Origin of the sequence: Hymenobacter sp. BRD128, from assembly GCF_013256625.1 — a bacterium.
Classification (GTDB): Bacteria; Bacteroidota; Bacteroidia; order Cytophagales; family Hymenobacteraceae; genus Hymenobacter.
In genome coordinates this window covers 1,675,906-1,696,858 of sequence record NZ_CP053908.1, presented here as the reverse complement: position 1 = coordinate 1,696,858, position 20,953 = coordinate 1,675,906, and the positions used below count along the sequence as shown (strand labels likewise).

Annotated in this window: 11 protein-coding genes and 1 pseudogene; all 12 read left to right on the top strand. The window is 62.9% G+C overall.

The genetic code is table 11. From position 1 onward, the window contains the following. Window positions 1-33 precede the first annotated feature (33 nt). The 12 genes and pseudogenes from GKZ68_RS07545 to GKZ68_RS07490 all read left to right on the top strand — a co-directional run bounded on the left by GKZ68_RS07545 (window position 34) and on the right by GKZ68_RS07490 (window position 20,951). Window positions 34-1,722, top strand: a complete 1,689-nt coding sequence (locus GKZ68_RS07545; protein ID WP_173112723.1) for a family 43 glycosylhydrolase — start codon at window positions 34-36, stop codon at window positions 1,720-1,722. Window positions 1,723-1,739: 17 nt separating this feature from the next. Then, entirely contained in the window at window positions 1,740-2,951 is a 1,212-nt protein-coding gene (locus tag GKZ68_RS07540; RefSeq protein WP_173112720.1) for an aldose epimerase family protein, read from the top strand. 46 nt (window positions 2,952-2,997) lie between these two features. Further along, window positions 2,998-4,722: a ribulokinase gene (locus GKZ68_RS07535; RefSeq protein ID WP_173112716.1), complete on the top strand. Its 1,725-nt coding sequence runs from the start codon at window positions 2,998-3,000 to the stop codon at window positions 4,720-4,722. After that, entirely contained in the window at window positions 4,719-5,420 is a 702-nt protein-coding gene (locus GKZ68_RS07530; protein ID WP_173112713.1) for an L-ribulose-5-phosphate 4-epimerase, read from the top strand. Before GKZ68_RS07535 ends, GKZ68_RS07530 begins: the two co-directional genes overlap by 4 nt. A 144-nt stretch (window positions 5,421-5,564) precedes the next feature. Continuing rightward, entirely contained in the window at window positions 5,565-7,052 is a 1,488-nt protein-coding gene (gene araA, locus GKZ68_RS07525; protein ID WP_173112710.1) for an L-arabinose isomerase, read from the top strand. A gap of 164 nt (window positions 7,053-7,216) precedes the next feature. Further along, window positions 7,217-8,919 (top strand): annotated as a pseudogene (locus tag GKZ68_RS07520) (sodium/solute symporter). A gap of 29 nt (window positions 8,920-8,948) precedes the next feature. Beyond that, window positions 8,949-11,000 carry an alpha-L-arabinofuranosidase C-terminal domain-containing protein gene (locus tag GKZ68_RS07515; protein ID WP_217275334.1) on the top strand — a complete coding sequence of 684 codons (2,052 nt, stop codon included), beginning with the start codon at window positions 8,949-8,951 and terminating at the stop codon, window positions 10,998-11,000. Window positions 11,001-11,177: 177 nt separating this feature from the next. Continuing rightward, window positions 11,178-12,848, top strand: a complete 1,671-nt coding sequence (locus GKZ68_RS07510; protein ID WP_173112707.1) for a family 43 glycosylhydrolase — start codon at window positions 11,178-11,180, stop codon at window positions 12,846-12,848. 19 nt (window positions 12,849-12,867) lie between these two features. Then, window positions 12,868-14,715: an NPCBM/NEW2 domain-containing protein gene (locus GKZ68_RS07505; RefSeq protein ID WP_173112704.1), complete on the top strand. Its 1,848-nt coding sequence runs from the start codon at window positions 12,868-12,870 to the stop codon at window positions 14,713-14,715. 38 nt (window positions 14,716-14,753) lie between these two features. Further along, a complete protein-coding gene (locus GKZ68_RS07500) occupies window positions 14,754-16,919 on the top strand; it encodes an alpha-galactosidase (protein ID WP_217275333.1) in 2,166 nt (721 codons plus the stop codon). A gap of 109 nt (window positions 16,920-17,028) precedes the next feature. Beyond that, window positions 17,029-19,086 carry a glycoside hydrolase family 127 protein gene (locus GKZ68_RS07495; protein ID WP_173112701.1) on the top strand — a complete coding sequence of 686 codons (2,058 nt, stop codon included), beginning with the start codon at window positions 17,029-17,031 and terminating at the stop codon, window positions 19,084-19,086. A gap of 167 nt (window positions 19,087-19,253) precedes the next feature. Then, window positions 19,254-20,951: a beta-xylosidase gene (locus tag GKZ68_RS07490; protein ID WP_173112698.1), complete on the top strand. Its 1,698-nt coding sequence runs from the start codon at window positions 19,254-19,256 to the stop codon at window positions 20,949-20,951. Window positions 20,952-20,953 lie beyond the last annotated feature (2 nt).

Sequence of the window (20,953 nt, the reverse complement as noted above, 5' to 3'; positions counted from 1 at the left end):
ACGATATATTCAACCTCACTTTTCCCACCCGGTATGTTAGTATCTCTACTGTTGCGCGCGCGGCGGCTAGCCCTGCTCACGTCTGTTTTGGTGGCCTGGCTGGCCACGCCGGCCTGCGCGCTGCAAGGCGCGCTCGGCATTCACGACCCTTCCACGATTGTCAAGAGCGGGGCTACCTATTGGGTATTCAGCACCGGCGACGGCATTGCCTGCAAGTACTCGACCGACCTTATCAACTGGACCGACGCCAAGTCGGTGTACACCAAAACGGCTTATCCGGGCTGGATAAACGGCAAGGTGCCGGGCTTCGCGGGCACGTTCTGGGCGCCCGAGTGCCGGTTTATGAACGGCAAGTACTACCTGTACTACTCGTGCTCCACGTTTGGCTCGCAGGTGTCGACCATTGGGCTAGCCACCAACCCCACGCTCGACCCCACCGACCCCGCCTTTAAGTGGACCGACCAGGGCGAGGTGATTTCGAGCACGGCCCTCGGCAATAGTGCCCCTAATGCCATTGACCCGGCGTTGTTTACCGATGCCAGCAATAATCTGTGGCTCAGCTACGGCTCGTACTTCGGCGGCATCCGCATCACGCAGCTCGACCCTGCTACCGGCAAGCCCCTGAGCGTCAATACCCAATACGCGGTGGCCAATGGGGGAGTGGAGGCTTCCTACGTGGCGTATAGCAGCGGCTACTATTACCTGTTTGTGAACCGCGGCACCTGCTGCAACGGCGTGAGCAGCACCTACTACATTCAGGTGGGGCGCTCGGCTAGCCCTACCGGCCCCTACCTCGACCAGGCGGGCCAGGACCTGAATGCCAGCGGCGGCACTACGCTGCTCAGTGGCCAGGGTCGCTTTATCGGTCCGGGCCACGCGGGGCTGCTTACCGAAAACGGCGTGACGTATTTCAGCCACCACTACTACGATGGCTACGACAGCGGCGCGCCCAAGCTGGGGCTAGCCCGCCTAACCTGGGGCACCACTGGCTGGCCCAGCGTGACGCGCGACTGGCTGGCCGCCGGCCGCTACACCATTAAAAACCAAAACAGCGGCCTGGTGTGGGATGCCTGGGGCTGCACTGGGGTATCGGGCCAGATGGTGGCCCAGGGCACGCCCAGCGGCCTCACCTGCCAGCAGTGGGATATGACGCCGCTCGGGGCGGGCGCCTACAAAATTACCAACGCCCTCGGCGGCCTGGCCGTGGATGTTATCAACTGCCTGCCCGATGCGGGCACCAAGCTCCAGCTTTTTGCTTCCAATGGCCTCGTGTGCCAGCAGTACGTTATCGAGCGGGCCAGCAATGGGGACTATATCTTCACCTCGGCCACCGGCAACAACGTGGTGGAAGTACCCAACTGCTCGACCACGCCCGGCCAGCAGCTGGGGTTGTGGTACTACAACGGCTTTGGCTGCCAGCGCTGGGTGCCCGCGCTGGTGAATGCGCCCCTAGCCACGGCGGCGGCCCGCAGCCTGGCGGGCGTGACTATCTACCCGGTGCCGGCCCTGGCGGGCAATTTTACGGTGGAGCTGAGCAGCGCAACGGCCAGCGGCACCACCACGGTAGAAGTGTTGACGCTGCTGGGCCAGACGGTTTATCGACAGGAATTTGGCCCGCAGCAAACCCGGCTGGCCGTGGCGGCGGGGCTAAGCGCGGGCAGCTACTTGGTGCAAGTGCGCCGCGAAGGGGGCATATTTACGCAAAAAGTGAGCGTATTTTAATCTTTCTCTTCTCCCTCATGCCTAATTCTTCCCGCCTTGGCGTACTTGCCGCCGGCTTTGGCAGCGCTCTGCTGCTCGCCGCCTGCTCGTCTACTCCCACCTCCACCAGCCAGGAAACGGCTACTACCTCGGCCCCGGCCGACTCGGCCGCTACTGGCGCCAGCGCCTCCGCTACCATGCCCACTTCCGCTTCGTTTGGCAAAACTGCCGACGGCACCGAAATCCAGCTTTTTACCCTTACCAATAAAAATGGCCTGAAGGCCACCATCAGCACCTACGGCGGCACGCTTACCAGCCTGCTCGTGCCAGATAAGGCCGGCAAAATGAGCGACGTTATCCTGGGCTTCGACAACGTGAGCGGCTACCTCAGCCCCGAGTTCCGGAAGTCGAACCCGTACTTCGGGGCCCTCATCGGGCGCTACGGCAACCGCATCGCCAAGGGCCAGTTTACCATTGACGGTAAGACCTACCACGTGGGCCTAAATAACAACGGCAACTCGCTGCACGGCGGCACCGTGGGCTTCAACCAGAAGGTGTGGACCGCCAAGCCCGGCACCTCGGCCGACGGCCAGACGCTCACGCTGACCTACCTCAGCAAGGATGGTGAGGAAGGCTACCCCGGCAACCTGCACGTGACGGTTACCTATACCCTCACCGATGCCAACGCCCTCAAAATCGACTACGCCGCCACCACCGACAAGGCGACGCCCGTTAACCTCACCAACCACGCCTACTTCAACCTGGCCCTGGGCCAGAGCAAGGACGTGCTAGCCCACCAGGTTACCATTCCGGCCGACCGCTACACCGTGGTCGATGACAAGCTCATTCCGACCGGCGAGCTGAAGCCGGTGAAGGGCACGCCCTTCGACTTCACCAGCCCCCACGCCATCGGCGAGCGCATTGCGCAGGTGCCCGGCGGCTACGACCACAACTGGGCGCTCAATAACACGACCGGCCAGCACAGCGCCGCCACCGTGTACGAGCCTACCACCGGCCGCACCCTGGAGGTAACCACCGACGAGCCGGGCGTGCAGTTCTACACCGGCAACTTCTTGGACGGCAGCCTCAAAGGCAAGGATGGCGTGGTCTATGGCAAGCACGCGGGCTTCTGCCTCGAAACGCAGCACTTCCCCGACTCGCCCAACCAGCCTAAGTTTCCGAGCACTATTCTGAAGCCGGGCGAAACCTACCACACTACCACCAGCTACACATTTGGGGTGCGGAAGTAAAGGCGTCCCGCCAGAGCGAGCGCATAAATTCTTACTTATCAATACCGTGTCCACTCAATCCGACTCCCCGGCCTACGTTATCGGCCTCGACTACGGCACCGACTCGGTGCGGGCGCTGCTCGTCGATGCCCGCACGGGCGCCGAAGTAGCGCAGGCCGTGCATTACTACCCGCGCTGGAAGCAGGGCCAGTACTGCAACCCCGCCAAGAACCGCTTCCGCCAGCACCCCCTCGACCACCTCGAAGGCCTCGAAGCCACGGTGCGCGAAGTAGCTGCCAAAGTGCCCGCCGCGCAGATTCTGGGGCTAGCCATCGACACCACCGGCTCCACGCCCGGCCCCGTGAACGAGCAGGGCCAGCTGCTGGGCATGCTGCCCGAGTTTGCCGAAAATCCCAACGCGCTGTTCATCCTTTGGAAAGACCACACGGCCCTAGCCGAGGCGGCCGAAATCAACCACAAGGCCCGCACCTGGGGCGGCGAGGATTTCACCAAGTACGAGGGCGGTATCTACTCGTCGGAGTGGTTTTGGGCCAAAATCATGCACATCGTGCGCCAGGATGAGGCCGTGGCCAACGCCGCCTACTCCTGGATGGAGCACTGCGACTGGCTCACGCTAACCCTCACCGGCCAGCCGCTGGCCGAGTTTAAGCGCAGCCGCTGCGCCGCCGGCCACAAGGCTTTGTGGCACGCGAGTTGGGGCGGCCTGCCCCCCGAGGAGTTTCTCACTCACCTCGACCCTAAGCTGGCCGGCTTGCGCAATCGATTGTTCACGGAAACGTACACGGCCGATGAAGTAGCCGGGCATTTGTCGGAAGAATGGGCTAGCCGCCTGGGCCTGACTACCAGCACGGTAATCGCGGTGGGCTCGTTCGATGCCCACGCGGGCGCCGTGGCCGGTGAGATTGAGTCCTATTCGATGGTGAAGGTGATGGGCACCAGCACCTGCGACATTGTAGTGGCCCCGACCGCCGAAGTGGGCGACCACCTAGTGGCCGGCATCTGCGGGCAGGTCGATGGCTCGGTTATTCCCGGCATGCTGGGTCTGGAGGCCGGGCAGTCGGCCTTCGGCGACCTGCTGGCCTGGTTCCGCCAGATGCTGGAGTGGCCGCTGCAAGCGGTGCAATCGAAGGTGCTGACGGCCGAGCAGCAGGCTGCCTACCGCCAGGAGCTGAGCGACAACCTCATCGTGCAGCTCACCAAAGCCGCCGCCGAAGTAGACCCCGCCGAAAGCCACGTGCTAGCCCTCGACTGGGTAAACGGCCGCCGCACGCCCGACGCCAACCAGGCGCTGAAAGGCGCCCTCACCGGCCTGACGATGGGCACCTCGGCCCCGCAGGTTTTCCGGGCCCTGGTCGAGGCCATTTGCTACGGCTCGAAGCAGATTGTGGAGCGCTTCGAGCGCGAAGGCATCCCGATTAAGCAGGTTATCGGCATTGGCGGGGTGGCCAAAAAGTCGGCCTTCGTGATGCAGACCCTAGCCGACGTGCTCGACCGGCCCATCAAAATCGCCATGTCGGAGCAGGCACCGGCGCTGGGCGCGGCCATGTACGCCGCCGTGGCCGCCGGCATCTACCCCGATGTGCTGGCCGCCCAAAAGGCGCTCGGCAGCGGCTTTGCCGAAACCTATACCCCCAACCCGGCCAGCGTGGCCCAGTACGCCACCCGCTACGCGCAGTACCAGGCGCTGGGCAGGTTTGTGGAAAGCGCCACGCCCAGCCACTCGCAAGCGCCGATACTGGAACCCGAAACCCCCGCCATTGCCACCGCATGAGCCAGTACCAAGCCCTGAAACAAGCCTGCTACGAGGCCAACATGCAGCTGCCCGCCCTCGGGCTGGTGCTCTTCACCTTCGGCAACGCGAGCGTGGTTGACCGCGAAAAGAGCGTGTTCGCCATTAAGCCTAGTGGCGTGCCCTACGCCACGTTGAAGCCGGAGGATATCGTGATTGTCGATTTCGATAACAACGTGGTAGAGGGCACCAAGCGCCCTAGCAGCGATACCAAAACCCACGCGCTGCTCTTCAAGCAGTGGACGAACATTGGCGGCATCGTGCACACGCACAGTACCTACGCTACGGCCTGGGCGCAGGCGCAACTCGATATTCCCATCCTGGGCACCACCCACGCCGACCACCTCACCGCCGACGTGCCCTGCGCCCCGCCCATGAGCGACGAGCTTATCGCCGGCGACTACGAACACCAGACCGGCTGGCAAATCATCAACGAGTTCGCGAAGCGCGGCCTCTCGCCGGCCGAAGTCGAGATGATACTCGTGGGCAACCACGCGCCCTTCACCTGGGGCAAAACCGTGGAGAAAGCCGTGTACCACAGCGCCGTGCTTGAAGAAGTGGCCCGGCTAGCCTACCTCACGTGCACCCTTAAGCCAGGGGTAGCGCGGCTCAAAGACGCGCTCATCAACAAGCATTACCAGCGCAAGCACGGCGCTGGCTCTTACTACGGGCAGTCGTAGCAACATTTCCTGCTGCACGCGAGATGCTTCATCTAGCGTCCGCTTGCCGAAGCATCTCGCGTGCAGCAGTAATTCCAATCGTTCAACGATGCGAGCAAGATGCTTCGGCAAGCTCAGCATGACGTTCTTTTTTGCTTATTAACAATGATTGACATTTCGCACTACGAAGCCTGGTTCATCACCGGCAGCCAGCACCTCTACGGCCCCGAAACCCTGGAGCAAGTAGCCCAGCACTCGCAGCAGATTGCCCAGGAGCTGGGCACCAAGCTGCCCATCAAAATTGTGTACAAGCCGGTGCTCACCGGTCCGCAGGAGATTTACAAGCTCATGCAGGAGGCCAATACCACCGAGAATTGCGTGGGCCTGATTGCCTGGATGCACACCTTCTCGCCGGCCAAGATGTGGATTAACGGCCTGAAAATCCTGCAGAAGCCGCTAGCCCACCTGCACACGCAGTACAACCGCGATATTCCGTGGGATGCCATCGATATGGACTTTATGAACACCAACCAATCGGCGCACGGCGACCGCGAGTTTGGGTTCATCGGCTCGCGCATGCGCTTGAGTCGCAAGGTGATAGTAGGCCACTGGCAGAGCGCCGACGTGCAGGAGCGCCTCAGCATCTGGAGCCGCGTGGCCAGCGCCTGGGCCGACTGGCAGGGCGCCCGGTTCGTGCGCTTTGGCGACAATATGCGCTACGTGGCCGTAACTGAGGGCGACAAGGTAGAAGCCGAAATCAAGTTTGGCTACGAGGTAAATACCTACGGCATCGGCGATTTGGTGGCTGAAGTAAACGCCGTGACCGACGAGCAGCTTGCCGGCCTAGTGGCCACCTACGAGCAGGAATATGACCTAGCCGACAACCTGAAGGAGGGTGGCGAGAAGCGCGAAAGCCTGCGCGACGCGGCCCGCATCGAACTGGGGATGCGCAAGTTCCTGACCGACCGCAACGCCAAGGGCTTCACCGATACCTTCGAGGACTTGCACGGCATGAAGCAGCTGCCCGGCATCGCCACCCAGCGCCTGATGGCCGACGGCTACGGCTTCGGCGGCGAGGGTGACTGGAAGACCGCGGCCCTGGTGCGCGCCCTGAAGGTGATGGGCGCCGGCCTGCCCGGCGGCAACTCGTTTATGGAGGATTACACCTACCACTTCGCGCCCGGCAACGAGCAGGTGCTCGGCTCGCACATGCTCGAAATCTGCCCCAGCATCGCCGCAGGCAAGGTGCGCGCCGAGATTCACCCGCTAGGCATCGGCGGCAAGGAAGACCCGGTGCGCCTGGTATTCAACTGTCCCGCCGGCCCGGCCCTCAACGCGACCATCGTGGACATGGGCAACCGCTTCCGCATGATTGTGAACACCGTGGAGGCCGTGGCGCCCGAGCAAGACCTGCCCAACCTGCCCGTAGCCCGCGTGCTCTGGAAAGTGCACCCCGATATGCAAACCGGCCTGGCCGCCTGGATTCTGGCCGGCGGTGCCCACCACACCGGCTTTAGCCAAAACCTGACCCCGGAGTACCTCGAAGACTTCGCCGAGATGGCCGGTATCGAATACCTCATCATTGACGAGGATACCAAGCTGCGCACGTTTAAAAATGAGCTGCGCTTTAATGAGGTAGCTTTTAAGGGCTAGCAAAAAGTCAACCGTTTGAAATAAGGTCGTCATGCTGAACGCAGTGAAGCATCTCGCTCGCTTCGCTGAGGTAGTGCCCCTGGCGGCGCTAGTGAGATGCTTCACTGCGTTCAGCATGACGACCTTTTTGCACCTCAAGAAATAAAGCCTTTCCCACCCACCACATGCAAAATGCCTTCAACACCCTCGACCTCGGGGTGTTCCTTTTCTACATCATCGGCGTTTCGGCCTACGGCTACTACGTGTACCGCAGCAAGCAGAAGGCCCAGATGAGCACCAAGGACTACTTCCTGGCCGAGGGCTCGCTGACGTGGTGGGCCATCGGGGCCAGCATGATTGCCTCGAATATTTCGGCCGAGCAGTTCATTGGCATGAGCGGCAATGGCTTTCAGGTGGGCGTGGCCGTGGCGGCCTACGAGTGGGTGGCGGCCATCGTGCTCATCATTGTGGCCGTGTTCTTCATGCCCATTTATTTGAAGCAGAAGATTTACACCATGCCCCAGTTTCTGGAGCAGCGCTACAACTCGGCGCTGAGCCTGATAATGAGCATCTTCTGGTTGTTTTTATACGTACTGGTTAACCTGACTTCGATTCTTTACCTCGGGGCGCTGGCCATCAGTAGCCTGGTGGGCGGGGGCGAGGCGTTCCACCTAATTATGGTGGCGCTGGCGGTGTTTGCGCTCGTCATTACGCTCGGGGGGATGAAGGTGGTGGGCTACACCGACGTGATTCAGGTGACGGTGCTCATCATCGGGGGCTAGCCACTACCTACCTGGCCCTCACGCTGGTAAGTGAGAAGTTCGGCCTGGGCCACGACGCCATCGCGGGCTTCAACGCCATGATGAACGACGCGGGCAACCACTTCCACATGATATTTCCCAAGCCTACGGCCGCCACGCCGCAGGTCGATATCAACAAGTACCTCATGGTGCCGGGCATCGCCATGTACGCGGCCGGGCAGTGGATTGTGAACCTCAACTACTGGGGTTGCAACCAATACATTACGCAGCGCGCGCTGGGCGCCGACCTCAAGACGGCCCGCACCGGCATCCTGTTCGCGGGCATGCTCAAGCTCATCATGCCCGTAATTGTGATGCTGCCCGGCATCGCGGCCTACGTGCTGCACAAAAATGGCAGCCTCCAGCCCCAGATGTCGCCGGGCGGCGTCTTCAACTCCGATAACGCGTACTCGGCCATCCTGACCTTCTTGCCCAACGGCCTGAAAGGCTTGTCGCTAGCCGCCCTCACGGCCGCCATCGTGGCCTCGCTGGCCGGCAAGGTCAACTCGATTTCGACCATCTTCACCCTCGACATCTACAAGCGCTACCTCCGGCCCGAGTCTGACGAAAAGCAGTTGGTGTGGGTGGGCCGGCTCACGGTATTCGCCGCCATGCTGCTCGCCATCATGCTGACCTGGAAGGATTTGCTGGGCATTGGCGGCGAGGGCGGGTTCACCTACATTCAGAAGTACACGGGCTTTATCTCGCCCGGCATCGTGGCGGTGTTCCTGCTCGGGCTGTTTTGGAAGCGCACCACGGCGCCGGCCGCCATTGCGGGCATTTTGTCGGGCTTTATTTTGTCGGTGTTCTTCAACAACTACGCGCCCAACCTGCTCGGGCACGAAACGCTGATTTACACCGCTTTCCCGAATGGCAAAGGCGGCTATGAGATTCCCTTCCTCATCTGCATGGGTCTCTCGTTCGCCTTCACCTTCGTGCTGATGGTGGTGATGAGCCTGGCCGGCCCTGCTATCAACCCCAAGGCCATCCCGGTCGAGCCGGGCCAATTCAAAGTGGCCCCTAGCACGCTGGCGCTCATTGTGATTACGCTGCTGCTCATCATGGCCTTGTACGTCAAGTTCTGGTAATTCTCCCCACCCGATTTTATCCTGATTTTATGCTTATCATTTCCCGCCTCCCCAGCCTGGCCACCGGCCTCACGCTGCTGGGTACCCTAGCGGCCAGCGCGCAGTCGGCGGCCCCGGCTAGCCTCACCGTGCAGGTAAACAAGCCCGGCGCGGCCGTTAATAAGAACATGTACGGCCTGTTTTTCGAGGACATCAACTTCGCGGCCGACGGGGGCCTGTACCCCGAGCTGGTCAAGAACAAGTCATTTGAAATCAACCCCGGCCTCATCGGCTGGAAGGCGCTGGGTGGCGGCTTCAACCTCGACGCCTACGCCGTGCGCAATGAGCAAGGAATCAGCCAGAACAATACGCACTACCTGCGCCTGACCACCCGCAGCGGCGGCACCGGCGAGGCGGGCATCGAGAATGAAGGCTTCCGCGGCATGGGCGTGAAGGCGGGCGAGGGCTACAACCTCTCGTTCTATGCCCGGCGCGGGCCGGGCGGCATCGCCGGCCTCACGGCGGTGCTGGTGGGCGAGAAGGGCGAGGTGCTGGCCCAGGCGCCCGTCACCGGCTTCAGTGATAGCTGGCAGAAGTACACGGCCGTGCTCAAGCCCACTAGCACCCACAACAAGGCCCACCTCAAGCTGGTCGTGAACGGCCAGGGGACGGTAGACCTCGACGTGGTGTCGCTCTTCCCGCAGGACACTTGGAACAAGCGCCCCAACGGCCTGCGCACCGACCTGGTGCAGCTGCTCAAGGACATGAAGCCGGGCTTCCTGCGTTTTCCCGGCGGCTGCATCGTGGAGGGCCGCACCCTCTCGGAGCGCTACCAGTGGAAGGAAACCATCGGCGACGTGGCCAGCCGCACGCCGCTCATCAACCGCTGGAACATGGAGTTCAAGCATCGCTCGACGCCTGATTATTACCAGTCGTTCGGGCTGGGCTTCTTTGAGTATTTCCAGTTGTCGGAAGACATCGGCGCCGAGCCGCTGCCTATCCTGAACGTGGGCATGGCCTGCCAGTTCAACTCGGGCGAGCTAGCCCCGATGGGCAGCGCCAGCACCAAGGGCGGCCCTAACGCGCCCGCCGCCACTACCGGCGACCCGTCGCTCGATATTTTCATCCAGGATGCGCTCGACCTCATCGAGTTTGCCAACGGCCCGGCTAGCTCTGCCTGGGGCGCCAAGCGCGTGGCGATGGGCCACCCGGCGCCCTTCAACCTCAAGATGATTGGCATCGGTAACGAGCAGTGGGGCCCGCAGTACCTGGAGCGCTACGAGCCGTTTGCCAAGGCCGTGAAGGCCAGGTACCCGAAGATTGACATCGTGAGCAGCGCGGGCCCCAGCCCCGACGGCGACCTCTTCGACAAAGCTAGCCAGCGCCTCGGCGAGCTCAAGGCCGAGTACGTGGATGAGCACTACTACGCCCTGCCGCAGTGGTTCCGGGAGCACGCCGACCGCTACGACAAGTACGCCCGCACCGGCCCCAAAATCTTCGCCGGCGAGTACGCCGCCCAGAGCGTGGCCATCGGCAGCCCCGAGAACAGGAATACCTGGGACTGCGCCATCTCGGAGGCCGCGTTTATGACCGGCCTGGAGCGCAACGCCGACGTGGTGGGCATGGCCAGCTATGCCCCGCTCTTCGCCAACGTGGACGCCTGGCAGTGGACGCCCGACATGATTTGGTTTGATAACCTGAACTCCTACGGCTCGCCGAGCTACTACGTGCAGAAGCTCTACGCCCTCAACAAGGGCACCCGCGTGCTGCCCGTGACCATGCCCGCCGGCGCCAAAAACGGCGCCGACAACCTCTTTGCCAGCGCCGTGGCCGACGAGCCCACCGGCGAGGTGGTGGTGAAGCTGGTGAACTACTCCGGCAGCCCGCGCCCGGTCAGTATCAGCCTGGCCGGCGCCAAGGGCCTGGCCAAAACCGGTCGCGCCCAGACCATGGCCAGCACCGACCTGCAAACCCAGAACAGCCTAGCCGAGCCCAAAAAGCTCGCCCCGCAGGAATCGACCTTCGCCGTGAAGGGCAGCACGCTGACCTACACGCTAGCCCCCAATTCCTTCACGGTGCTGCGCGTAGCCGGCAAGAAGTAGGAGCGGGCCAGCGCCCGGAAAACCTCTTGTAGAACGTCATGCTGAACGAAGTGAAGCATCTCGTCCGAATCGTTGAAGTAGTACTTAAGCGGTGCGGTAGAGATGCTTCGGCAGGCGCAGCATGACGTTCTGTTTTGGCCTAGCGAATGTTACTACAACTGCCAGTCTTTCTGAGTTATGAACGTTTCTACTCATGCATTAGTCCGCCCGCTCCGGGCCTGGGCTAGCCGCCTGCTCTGGCTGGCGCTGGCCATTTTTTCGGGCCATGCGGCGCTGGCCCTGCAGGGCTTCCCCGGCGCGCACGACCCTTCGACCATCGTGAAGCGCAACGGGGTGTACCACGTCTGGACCACCGGCGACCAGATTTACCACCTGACCTCGACCGACCTCATCAACTGGCAGCCAGCGGCTACCGTGTTTGCGGCCGGCACCTGGCCGGGCTGGGTGGGCACCTACGTGCCGGGCTTTGCGGGCAACTTCTGGGCACCCGAGTGCGTGTATCTGAATGGGAAATACTATATGTATTACTCGTGCTCGCTGGGCGGGCGGCAGTGTGCTATCGGGCTGGCCACCAGCCCCGACCTTACGAACTGGACCGACCAGGGCATGGTGGTGTACTCCGATAATACTTCGCCCTGGGGCAGCATCGACCCGGCCGTGTTTACCGATGCGCAGGGTAAGCTATGGATGGTGTTTGGCTCGCACCTGAGCGGCAACTGGCTCGTGCAGCTCGACCCCGCCACTGGCAAGCGGATTGATGCCACCATCAAAAACATTGCGGGCAGCACGCCGTGGTGCGAAAACGAGGCGTCCTACGTGATGCAGCACGGCGGCTACTACTACCTGTTTTATAATAAAGGTATTTGCTGCGCGGGCGTCACGAGCACCTACTACGTGCAGATGGGCCGCGCTACCAGCCCCGCAGGGCCGTACCTGGACAAAAACGGCGTGGATTTGCTGCAGGGTGGCGGCACCGATTTTTTGGTAGGTAAAGACAACTACATCGGCCCCGGCCAGGTGGGGCTGTTTGTCGAAAATAGCGTAAACTACCTCACCTACCACTACTACAACGGCAACGCCAACGGTGCGCCCACCCTGGGCATCGGCAGCCTGAGCTGGGATGCGGCCGGCTGGCCCGCCGTGACGCAGGACTGGCTAGCCGCCGGCACCTACACCCTCACCAACCAGAATAGCCGCCTGCTGTGGGCCGCCGCCGCTTGCACCACCACCGCCGGCCAGGCCCTCGTGCCGAGCGCCGCCACCGGCCAGGCCTGCCAGCAGTGGAAGCTTACGCCCCAGGGCAGCGGCGTGTATAAGCTCGCCAATGTAGCCGCCAGCCTCAATGCCGACGTGGCCGGCTGCGCCGAGGCCGCCGGCACGCCGCTGGGCCTGCAAGCCGATTCGCCGCTCAACTGCCAGAAATTCAGGGTGGAGCGCGCTGCCGATGGCAGCTACGCGCTAGCCGCTATCTACGGCAACCGGGTGGTGGAAGTGCCCAATGCCTCGATGACGGCCGGCCAGCCGCTGGGCCTGTGGGACTACAACGGCTGCAACTGCCAGCACTGGCTTATCCAGGCCGTGGGCACAATCACGGCCACCGCTACTGCGCAAAACCCCGAGATTCAGCTCTTTCCCAACCCGGCGCGGGGCGGTAATTTTTCGCTTAAGCTGCCGGCCGGGGCCGCTGCCATGGTCAGCGTGGCCGACCTGAGTGGCCGCGTGGTATATCAGCAGGCGCTGCCTGCCGCCGGCGCGCACGACCTCAACACCAACCTGGCCGCTGGCGCCTACCTGGTGCAGATTAGCACCGCCGGGGCCACTACCACCCGCAAGCTGGTGGTGCTTTAAGATGCTGTTTAGTAAGATTATGAATAACCTTGCGCGCGTAATACTGGGCGGGCTGCTGGTAGTGGGCGCTCAGCCTGGGCTAGCTCAAAAAGCCGCTCCTACAAGCGACTTTCACCAGTGGGCCGCCACGCCCCCGATGGGCTGGAACAGCTGGGACTGCTACGGCCCCACCGTGACTGAGGCCGAAACCAAGGCCAATGCCGACTACATGGCTCAGCACCTGAAGGCCAGCGGCTGGGAATACGTGGTGGTTGACATTCGCTGGTACGTGGGCAACGACACCGCCCACGGCTACAACGAGAAAGACCCCGCCTGGAACATCGACCAGTACGGCCGCTTCGTGCCCGCGCCCAACCGCTTCCCGTCGGCCGCCGGCGGCCGGGGCTTTAAGCCGCTAGCCGATTATATGCACGCCAAGGGACTGAAATTCGGCATTCACCTCATGCGCGGCGTGCCGGTGGTGGCCGTGCAGCGCCGGCTGCCCATCAAAGGCACCAAGCTCACGGCGGCCGACATTTACAGCCCGGACGGCCAGGCGGCGTGGCTGCACGACATGTACACGGTGGTAGCTAGCCGGCCCGGCGCGCAGGAATATTACAACTCGCTGTTTGAGCTGTACGCGAGCTGGGGCGTTGATTTTGTGAAGATTGACGACCTCTCGGAGCCCTACCACGCGGGCGAGATTGAGCTGATTCGCAAGGCCATCGACCGCACGGGGCGCAAAATCGTGTTCAGCATGTCGCCGGGCGAAACGCCCGTTGCCGACGCCCGGCACGCCCAGCAGCACGCCAACATGTGGCGCACCGTGGGCGACTTCTGGGACTCGTGGGAGCAGCTCAAGGAGCACTTCGACGTGTGCCAGCGCTGGGCGCCGTATAGCAGCACCGGGGCCTGGCCCGATGCTGACATGCTGCCGCTGGGCCGCCTGGGCATCCGGGCCGAGCGCGGGGACGACCGCCAGACTCGCTTTACGCCCGACGAGCAGCGCACGCTCATGACCTTGTGGAACATCTTCCGCTCGCCGCTCATGTTTGGCGGCGATTTGCCCAGCACCCAGCCCGCCACGCTAGCCCTGCTTACCAACCCGCGGGTGCTGGCCGTGAACCGCGCCAGCACCCACAACCGCCAGCTCTTCCGGCGCGGCGACCTCGTGGGCTGGGTGGCCGACGACCCCACCACCGGCGACAAATTTCTGGCCCTCTTCAATGCCCAGGACCAGGAGCTGGCCCCCGCCAGCGCGGCCGCCGGGGCCAGCCCCCTCCTTACGCGTCAGACGCCCCAGGCCACGCTGGAAGTAGACCTGGCCGGTGCCCGAAACCTTTACCTGAGCGTGCGCGGCGGAGCCGATGGCACTGCCTGGGACCACGCCGACTGGCTAAACCCGGTGCTGGTGAGCGCCGACGGCACCCACACAGTGCCCCTCAACACGCTGCCCTGGCAGTCGGCCACCGCCGGCTGGGGCCAAACCACCGCCAACAAAAGCGTGAGCGGCGGCCCGCTGGTTGTGGCCGGCCAAACCTACCCGGCCGGCATTGGCACGCACGCCAACTCACTGATTACCTACGCGGTGCCACCCGGCTACGCCCGCCTGCGCACCGGCGTGGGCCTCGATAAAGCTGCCGCGGGGCAGAATACGGGCGGCACCGTGCAGTTTCTGGTATTCACCAAGAGCCCCCTGCTGCCCGCGCCCGCCGACTCGGTGCGCGTGCCCGTGACCATGCAGGAGCTGGGGCTGGCTAGCGGCGCCACCGTGGAGGATTTATGGATCGGCCGCCGGGTGGGGGTTTTCTCCCAGGAGTTTGCGCCCTACATTCGGCGGCACGGGGCGGGCTTTTACCGCCTTGCCAAGCCCAAGGCCAGTAAGTAGCGCCCCGATTATCTTCTTCCCCGCCCACGTTGTTGTTCATGGTTGTTTCCCGTTCCTTCCGCTGGTTGCTGCTGTTCGCCATGCCCCTCGCTGCCCAGGCCCAGGCGCCCACCGCGCCCATCGTTATCGAAACCGCGCACGTGAGCCTCGTGCTGGCCGTGGGCGCGCAGCAGAAGCTCTACCAGACCTACCTGGGCCCGAAGCTAGCCAGCCCCGTCGACTACCCGGCGCTGCCCCAGCGTCACGAGGCCTACGTGCCGGCCGGCACCAGCAATCTCTTCGAACCCGCTTTGCGCGTGGTGCACGCCGATGGCAACCCCTCGCTGGCGCTGGCTTTCGCGGGCGTGGAAACCGGCCCGGCCGGCGGCGACGTGCGCACCACTACCATCCGCCTGCGCGACCCGCAGTATCCGGTGGAGGTGCGGCTGCACTTCGTGGCCTACCAGCGCGAGGACGTGATGAAGACCTGGACCGAAATCGTGCACCACGAAAAGAAGCCTGTAGTGCTCACCAATTACGCCTCGGCCATGCTGCATTTTGAGGCCGCGCACTACTACCTCACCCAGCTGCACGGCGACTGGGCCGAGGAAGCCCAGCAGCAGGAAAGCGCCCTCACCAGCGGCATCAAAATTATCGACAGTAAACTGGGCACCCGCGCCGGGTGGTACCAAACGCCCTCGTTCTTCCTGGCGCCCGACCGCCCCGCCACCGAAACCACCGGCGACGTGCTGGCCGGCACCCTGGCCTGGACCGGCAACTTCCGGCTAGCCTTCGAGCTGGATAACGAGCAGTCGCTGCGCGTGTCGGCCGGCATCAATCCGTATGCTTCGGACTATACCTTGCCGGCCGGCCAGCCCTTTACCACGCCCGAGTTCATTTTTACCTACAGCACCCAGGGCAAGGGCCAGGCCAGCCGCAACCTGCACCGCTGGGCCCGCCAGCAGGGTGGTACCCTCGACGGCACCCAGCCGCGCCTCACGCTGCTCAACAACTGGGAAGCCACCTATTTCGACTTCAACGAGCCCAGGCTTGATGGCCTGATGGCCGACGCGGCCCGGCTAGGGGTCGATTTATTCCTGCTCGACGACGGCTGGTTTGGCAACAAATACCCGCGCAAAGACGACACCCAGGGTCTCGGCGACTGGCAGCCCAACAAATCCAAACTGCCCAACGGCGTGGGCCACCTCGTGCAAACCGCCACCAAGGAAGGCATCAAGTTCGGCATTTGGATTGAGCCCGAAATGGTGAACCCCAAGAGCGAGCTTTACGAGAAGCACCCTGGCTGGGTGCTGAAGCTGCCCAACCGGCCCGAGGACTACTACCGCAATCAACTGGTGCTCGACCTCACCAATCCGCAGGTGCAGGACTTTGTGTACGGCGTAGTGGATGCGCAACTCAGCCAGGGCGCGGCCTACCTCAAGTGGGATTGCAACCGCATGATTACCAATGCTTATTCGCAGTATTTGGGTAAAAATCAGTCGCACCTCTACGTGGACTACGTGCGCGGCCTCTACCGCGTGCTCGACCGCGTGCGCCAGAAATACCCGCACGTGCCCATGATGCTGTGCTCGGGTGGCGGCGCGCGGGCCGACTACGGCGGGCTGAAGTACTTCACCGAGTTTTGGCCCAGCGACGACACCGATGCCCTGGAGCGCGTCTATATTCAGTGGGGCTTTCTCAACTTTTTTCCCTCCAACACCCTGGCTAGCCACGTCACGAACTGGAATAAGGGCCAGAGCCTGAAATTCCGCACCGACGTGGCCATGATGGGCAAGCTCGGCTACGACATTGAGGTGGATAAAATGACGCCCGCCGAGTTTCAATTCAGCCAGCAGGCGGTGAAGGACTACAAGCGCCTGAGCCCCGTCATCTGGCAGGGCGACCTCTATAAGCTGCGCTCGCCCTACGAAAGCAACCAGGCCGCGCTGCTCTACGTGGCTGAAAAACAAGAGAAAGCCGTAGTTTTTAGCTACAACCTACGCACCCGCTTTCACGAAACGGTGTTGCCGGTGAAGCTCCAGGGTCTCGACCCCGCCCGCCGCTACCGCCTCACCGAACTCAACCTGATGCCCGGCCAGAAATCCGAGCTGGCCGCTGATGGGCAGACCTACTCCGGCGACTACCTCCAGAAAGTGGGCGTGGTGCTGAGCGACCCCGGAGCCCGGTCGCTCACGAGCCACGTGCTGGAAATAACGGCGGAGTAACTGATTGTTTTATTGACGTTTAAAATTATCCGTCATGCTTTGGCAAACTCAGTATGACGGACGATGAGGAAGAACAGCTAATAGATTCTCTAACTAATCCCCGCCCACTATGCGCTCACCCAAGCCTTTTCTCCTCGCCCTGGGCCTAGCCGTCGTTCTGCCCGCCGCTGCCCAAAAGTCTGATTACCCAATCCAGGCCGTGCCTTTCACGCGGGTGAAGCTCACGGATAGCTTCTGGCTGCCGCGCCTCAAAACGAATACCGATGTGACCATCCCGGCTTCGTTTGCGCGCTGCGAGAGCACCAACCGGGTGAAAAACTTTGAGATGGCGGCGGCCCGCCAGGGCAAGTTTGCCACCACGTTTCCCTTCGACGATACCGATATCTACAAGACCATCGAGGGCGCCTCGTACTCGCTGAGCGTGTACCCCGATGCCAAGCTCGATGCCTATGTGGATGAGCTGATTAAGAAGGTGGGCGCCGCCCAGGAGCCCGACGGCTACCTCTACACGGCCCGCACCATCGACCCCGCCCACCCGCACAGCTGGGCCGGCAAGGAGCGCTGGGAAAAGGAGCGCGAGCTGAGCCATGAGCTCTACAACGCTGGCCACCTCTACGAAGCCGCCGTGGCCCACTACGAGGCTACCGGCAAGAAAACCCTGCTCAACATCGCCCTCAAAAATGCCGACCTCGTGTGCGCGGTTTTTGGCCCCGGCAAGCGGAGCGTGGCGCCCGGCCACGAAATCGTGGAAATGGGCCTGGTGAAGCTTTACCGCGTGACGGGGCAGCCTAAGTACCTAACCACGGCCAAGTTCTTTCTCGACGCCAGGGGCCAGTACAAGGGCTACGACCCCAAGAGCCCCGACGGGTGGAAAAACGGTCAGTACTGGCAGGATGATAAGCCCGTGGTGGCCCAAACCGAGGCCGAAGGCCACGCCGTGCGCGCCGAATACCTGTACTCGGCCATGGCCGATGTGGCCGCCCTCACCGGCGACAAGCAGCTGCTGGCCGCCGTCGATACCATCTGGAACAACATGGTAGCCAAGAAGATGTACGTGACTGGCGGCACCGGCGCCGTGGGCAGCGGCGAGCGCTTCGGGGCCAACTACGAGCTGCCCAACGCCACGGCCTACAACGAAACCTGCGCCTCGGTGGCCGACGTGTTCTGGAACGAGCGCATGTTTCAGCTGCACGGCGACAGCAAGTACGTGGATGTGCTGGAAAAAGTGCTCTACAATGGCCTCATCTCGGGCGTGGGCCTCGATGGCAAGTCGTTCTTTTACAGCAACGCCATGCAGATAAAGAGCCTGGACAGCTACAGCTACCACGACACTGAGCCGGCGCGGGCGGGCTGGTTTGAGTGCTCGTGCTGCCCCACCAACCTGGCCCGGCTCATGCCCGCGCTGCCCGGCTACGTGTACGCCCAGAAGGGTAGGAGCCTCTACGCCAACCTCTTCGTGAGCGGTAAGGCTAGCCTCACGGTGAACAAACAGCAGGTGCAGCTGACCCAGGCGAACAACTACCCCTGGGATGGCGGCCTGAAATTTACGGTGGACCCTAGCGCGTCGGCCGCCGATTTTGACCTGCTGGTGCGCATCCCCGGCTGGGCGCGCAACGAGGCCATGCCGTCCGGCCTCTACACGTTTGAGCAGCCCTCGGCGCAGCGGGCTAGCATCAAGGTGAATGGTAAAATCGTTGACTATCAGCTGAAAAACGGCTACGCGGTGCTCAGTCGCAAGTGGCACAGGCACGACGTAGTCGAAGTTAGCCTGCCGATGGAGGTGCGCCGCGTGCACGCCAACCCGCTCGTGAAGGACGACCTGGGCAAGGTAGCCTTGCAGCGCGGTCCGGTGATGTACTGCGCTGAATGGCAAGACAATAACGGCAAAGCCAGCAATATCATCGTGCCGGCCGGCACGGCTTTCACGGCTAGCTACCAGCCTGGGCTGCTCAACGGCATAGAAACCCTTACGGCCACGGTGCCCGTGGTGCAGCTCGATGCCAGCGGCACGTCGGTGAGCACCGCCCCGCGCACGCTCACAGCCATTCCGTACTACGCCTGGGCCAACCGCGGCAAGGGCGAAATGACCGTCTGGTTTCCCGAGAAGCTCACCAACCTCGACCTGCTGAGCCAGCCGCCGGCTGCCGCGGCCACGGCGGCCAAGTAGCGTCGGCCTTCATCCAAGGGAGCCAGATGGCACCTAAAACACGAAGCGTCATGCTGCCCGCCGCGAAGCATCTCTACCGTGCCGTTAGGATTGCTACTCAATAGAGATGCTTCGCGGCGGGCAGTATGACGCTTTTTGATTAATAAAAAATTGAATAGTAGTAACTTATGCGGCACATCTGCTTCTCTGCTTTCGGTCGGCTGCTACTAACGGTGGCGGCTAGCCTGCCGCTGGTGGCCCGGGCCCAACCTGCACCCACTGCCATCACCGTGGACGTAGCCAAGCCGCTCGGTCCTATGCCGCCGGTGTGGGCCTACTTTGGCTACGACGAGCCCAACTACACGTATATGCCCGACGGCCAGAAGCTACTCACCGAGCTCGCCGCCCTGAGCCCGGTGCCGGTGTACGTGCGCGCCCACAACCTGCTGACCACCGGTGACGGTACCGCCGCCCTGAAATGGGGCTCCACCAACGCCTATACCGAAGACCAGAAAGGCCGCCCGGTGTACGACTGGACCATTGTGGACCGCATTTTTGACGCCTACGTCAAGCGCGGCATGAAGCCCATTGCCCAGATTGGCTTCATGCCCGAAGCCTTCTCCACGCACCCCGTGCCGTACCGCCACCACTGGAAGCCCGGCGATAATTACAATGACATCTACACCGGCTGGGCCTACCCGCCCAAGGACTACCAGAAGTGGAGCGAGCTGGTGTACCAGTGGGTGCAGCACAGCGTGGCCCGCTACGGCGCAGCCGAAGTAAAAACCTGGCGCTGGGAGCTCTGGAACGAGCCCAACATCGGCTACTGGAAGGGCACGCCCGAGGAGTACAACGAACTCTACGACTACACCGAAGCCGCCGTGCATCGCGCCCTGCCCGCCGCCAGCCTGGGAGGCCCCGAAACCACCGGCCCCGGCTGGGACAAGGCCGCCGCCTACCTGCGCGGCTTTCTCACGCACTGCGTGAGCGGCAAAAACTACGCGACGGGCCGCACCGGCACCCGCCTCGACTACATTTCTTTTCACGCCAAGGGCGCGCCGAAAGTGGTGGACGGCCACGTGCGCATGAACATGGGCACGCAGTTTGGCGACATCGAGGAAGGCTTTAAAATCGTGGCCTCGTTCCCCACGCTGCGCCAGCTGCCCATCATCATCGGCGAAAACGACCCCGAGGGCTGCGCGGCCTGCGGCGTGCAAACCAACCCCGAAAATGCCTACCGCAACGGTACTATGTATTCGAGCTACACAGCCGCCGCCTACGCCCGTCTCTACGAGCTGGCTAGCCAGTATAAGGTGAACCTGGAAGGTGCCGTAAGTTGGTCGTTCGAGTTTGAGAACCAGCCGTGGTTTGCCGGCTTCCGCGACCTGGCCACCAACGGCGTCGATAAGCCCGTGCTCAACGTGTTTCGGATGCTGGGCATGATGCGCGGCCCGCGCGTGGCCGTGGCTAGCCCCACCGCCCTCTCGGTAGCCGATATCCGGGCCCAGGCCCAGAGCCAGCGCGCCGACATCGGGGCCCTGGCCGCGGCCGATGCTCACTCGGCCACGGTGCTGGTCTGGAACTACCACAACGATGCCCTGCCCGCCCCGCCCGCCGAGGTCGCGCTGACGCTGCAGGGGCTAGCCACCGCCAAAGCCCAGGTGCAGCACTACCGCATTGACAACGAGCACAGCAACGCCTACACCGCGTGGCAGGCCCTAGGCTCGCCGCAGCAGGTAAGCGCGGCCCAGCGCACCAGCTTGGGGCAAGCCGGGCAGCTAGCCCAACTCACGGCGCCCGCTTCGGTAAGCCTCCAAAACGGCCAAACTACCTTACACTTCACGCTGCCGCGCCACGGGGTTTCGCTGCTGCGCCTGAGCTGGTAGAG

What these genes read in the sequence shown, in the direction of transcription:
- GKZ68_RS07495 (WP_173112701.1), top strand. Translation starts at nt 17,029, where the DNA reads ATGCGCTCACCCAAGCCTTTTCTCCTCGCCCTGGGCCTAGCCGTCGTT.
- GKZ68_RS07490 (WP_173112698.1), top strand. Translation starts at nt 19,254, where the DNA reads ATGCGGCACATCTGCTTCTCTGCTTTCGGTCGGCTGCTACTAACGGTG.
- GKZ68_RS07515 (WP_217275334.1), top strand. Translation starts at nt 8,949, where the DNA reads ATGCTTATCATTTCCCGCCTCCCCAGCCTGGCCACCGGCCTCACGCTG.
- araA (WP_173112710.1), top strand. Translation starts at nt 5,565, where the DNA reads ATGATTGACATTTCGCACTACGAAGCCTGGTTCATCACCGGCAGCCAG.
- GKZ68_RS07510 (WP_173112707.1), top strand. Translation starts at nt 11,178, where the DNA reads ATGAACGTTTCTACTCATGCATTAGTCCGCCCGCTCCGGGCCTGGGCT.
- GKZ68_RS07530 (WP_173112713.1), top strand. Translation starts at nt 4,719, where the DNA reads ATGAGCCAGTACCAAGCCCTGAAACAAGCCTGCTACGAGGCCAACATG.
- GKZ68_RS07545 (WP_173112723.1), top strand. Translation starts at nt 34, where the DNA reads ATGTTAGTATCTCTACTGTTGCGCGCGCGGCGGCTAGCCCTGCTCACG.
- GKZ68_RS07505 (WP_173112704.1), top strand. Translation starts at nt 12,868, where the DNA reads ATGAATAACCTTGCGCGCGTAATACTGGGCGGGCTGCTGGTAGTGGGC.
- GKZ68_RS07500 (WP_217275333.1), top strand. Translation starts at nt 14,754, where the DNA reads ATGGTTGTTTCCCGTTCCTTCCGCTGGTTGCTGCTGTTCGCCATGCCC.
- GKZ68_RS07540 (WP_173112720.1), top strand. Translation starts at nt 1,740, where the DNA reads ATGCCTAATTCTTCCCGCCTTGGCGTACTTGCCGCCGGCTTTGGCAGC.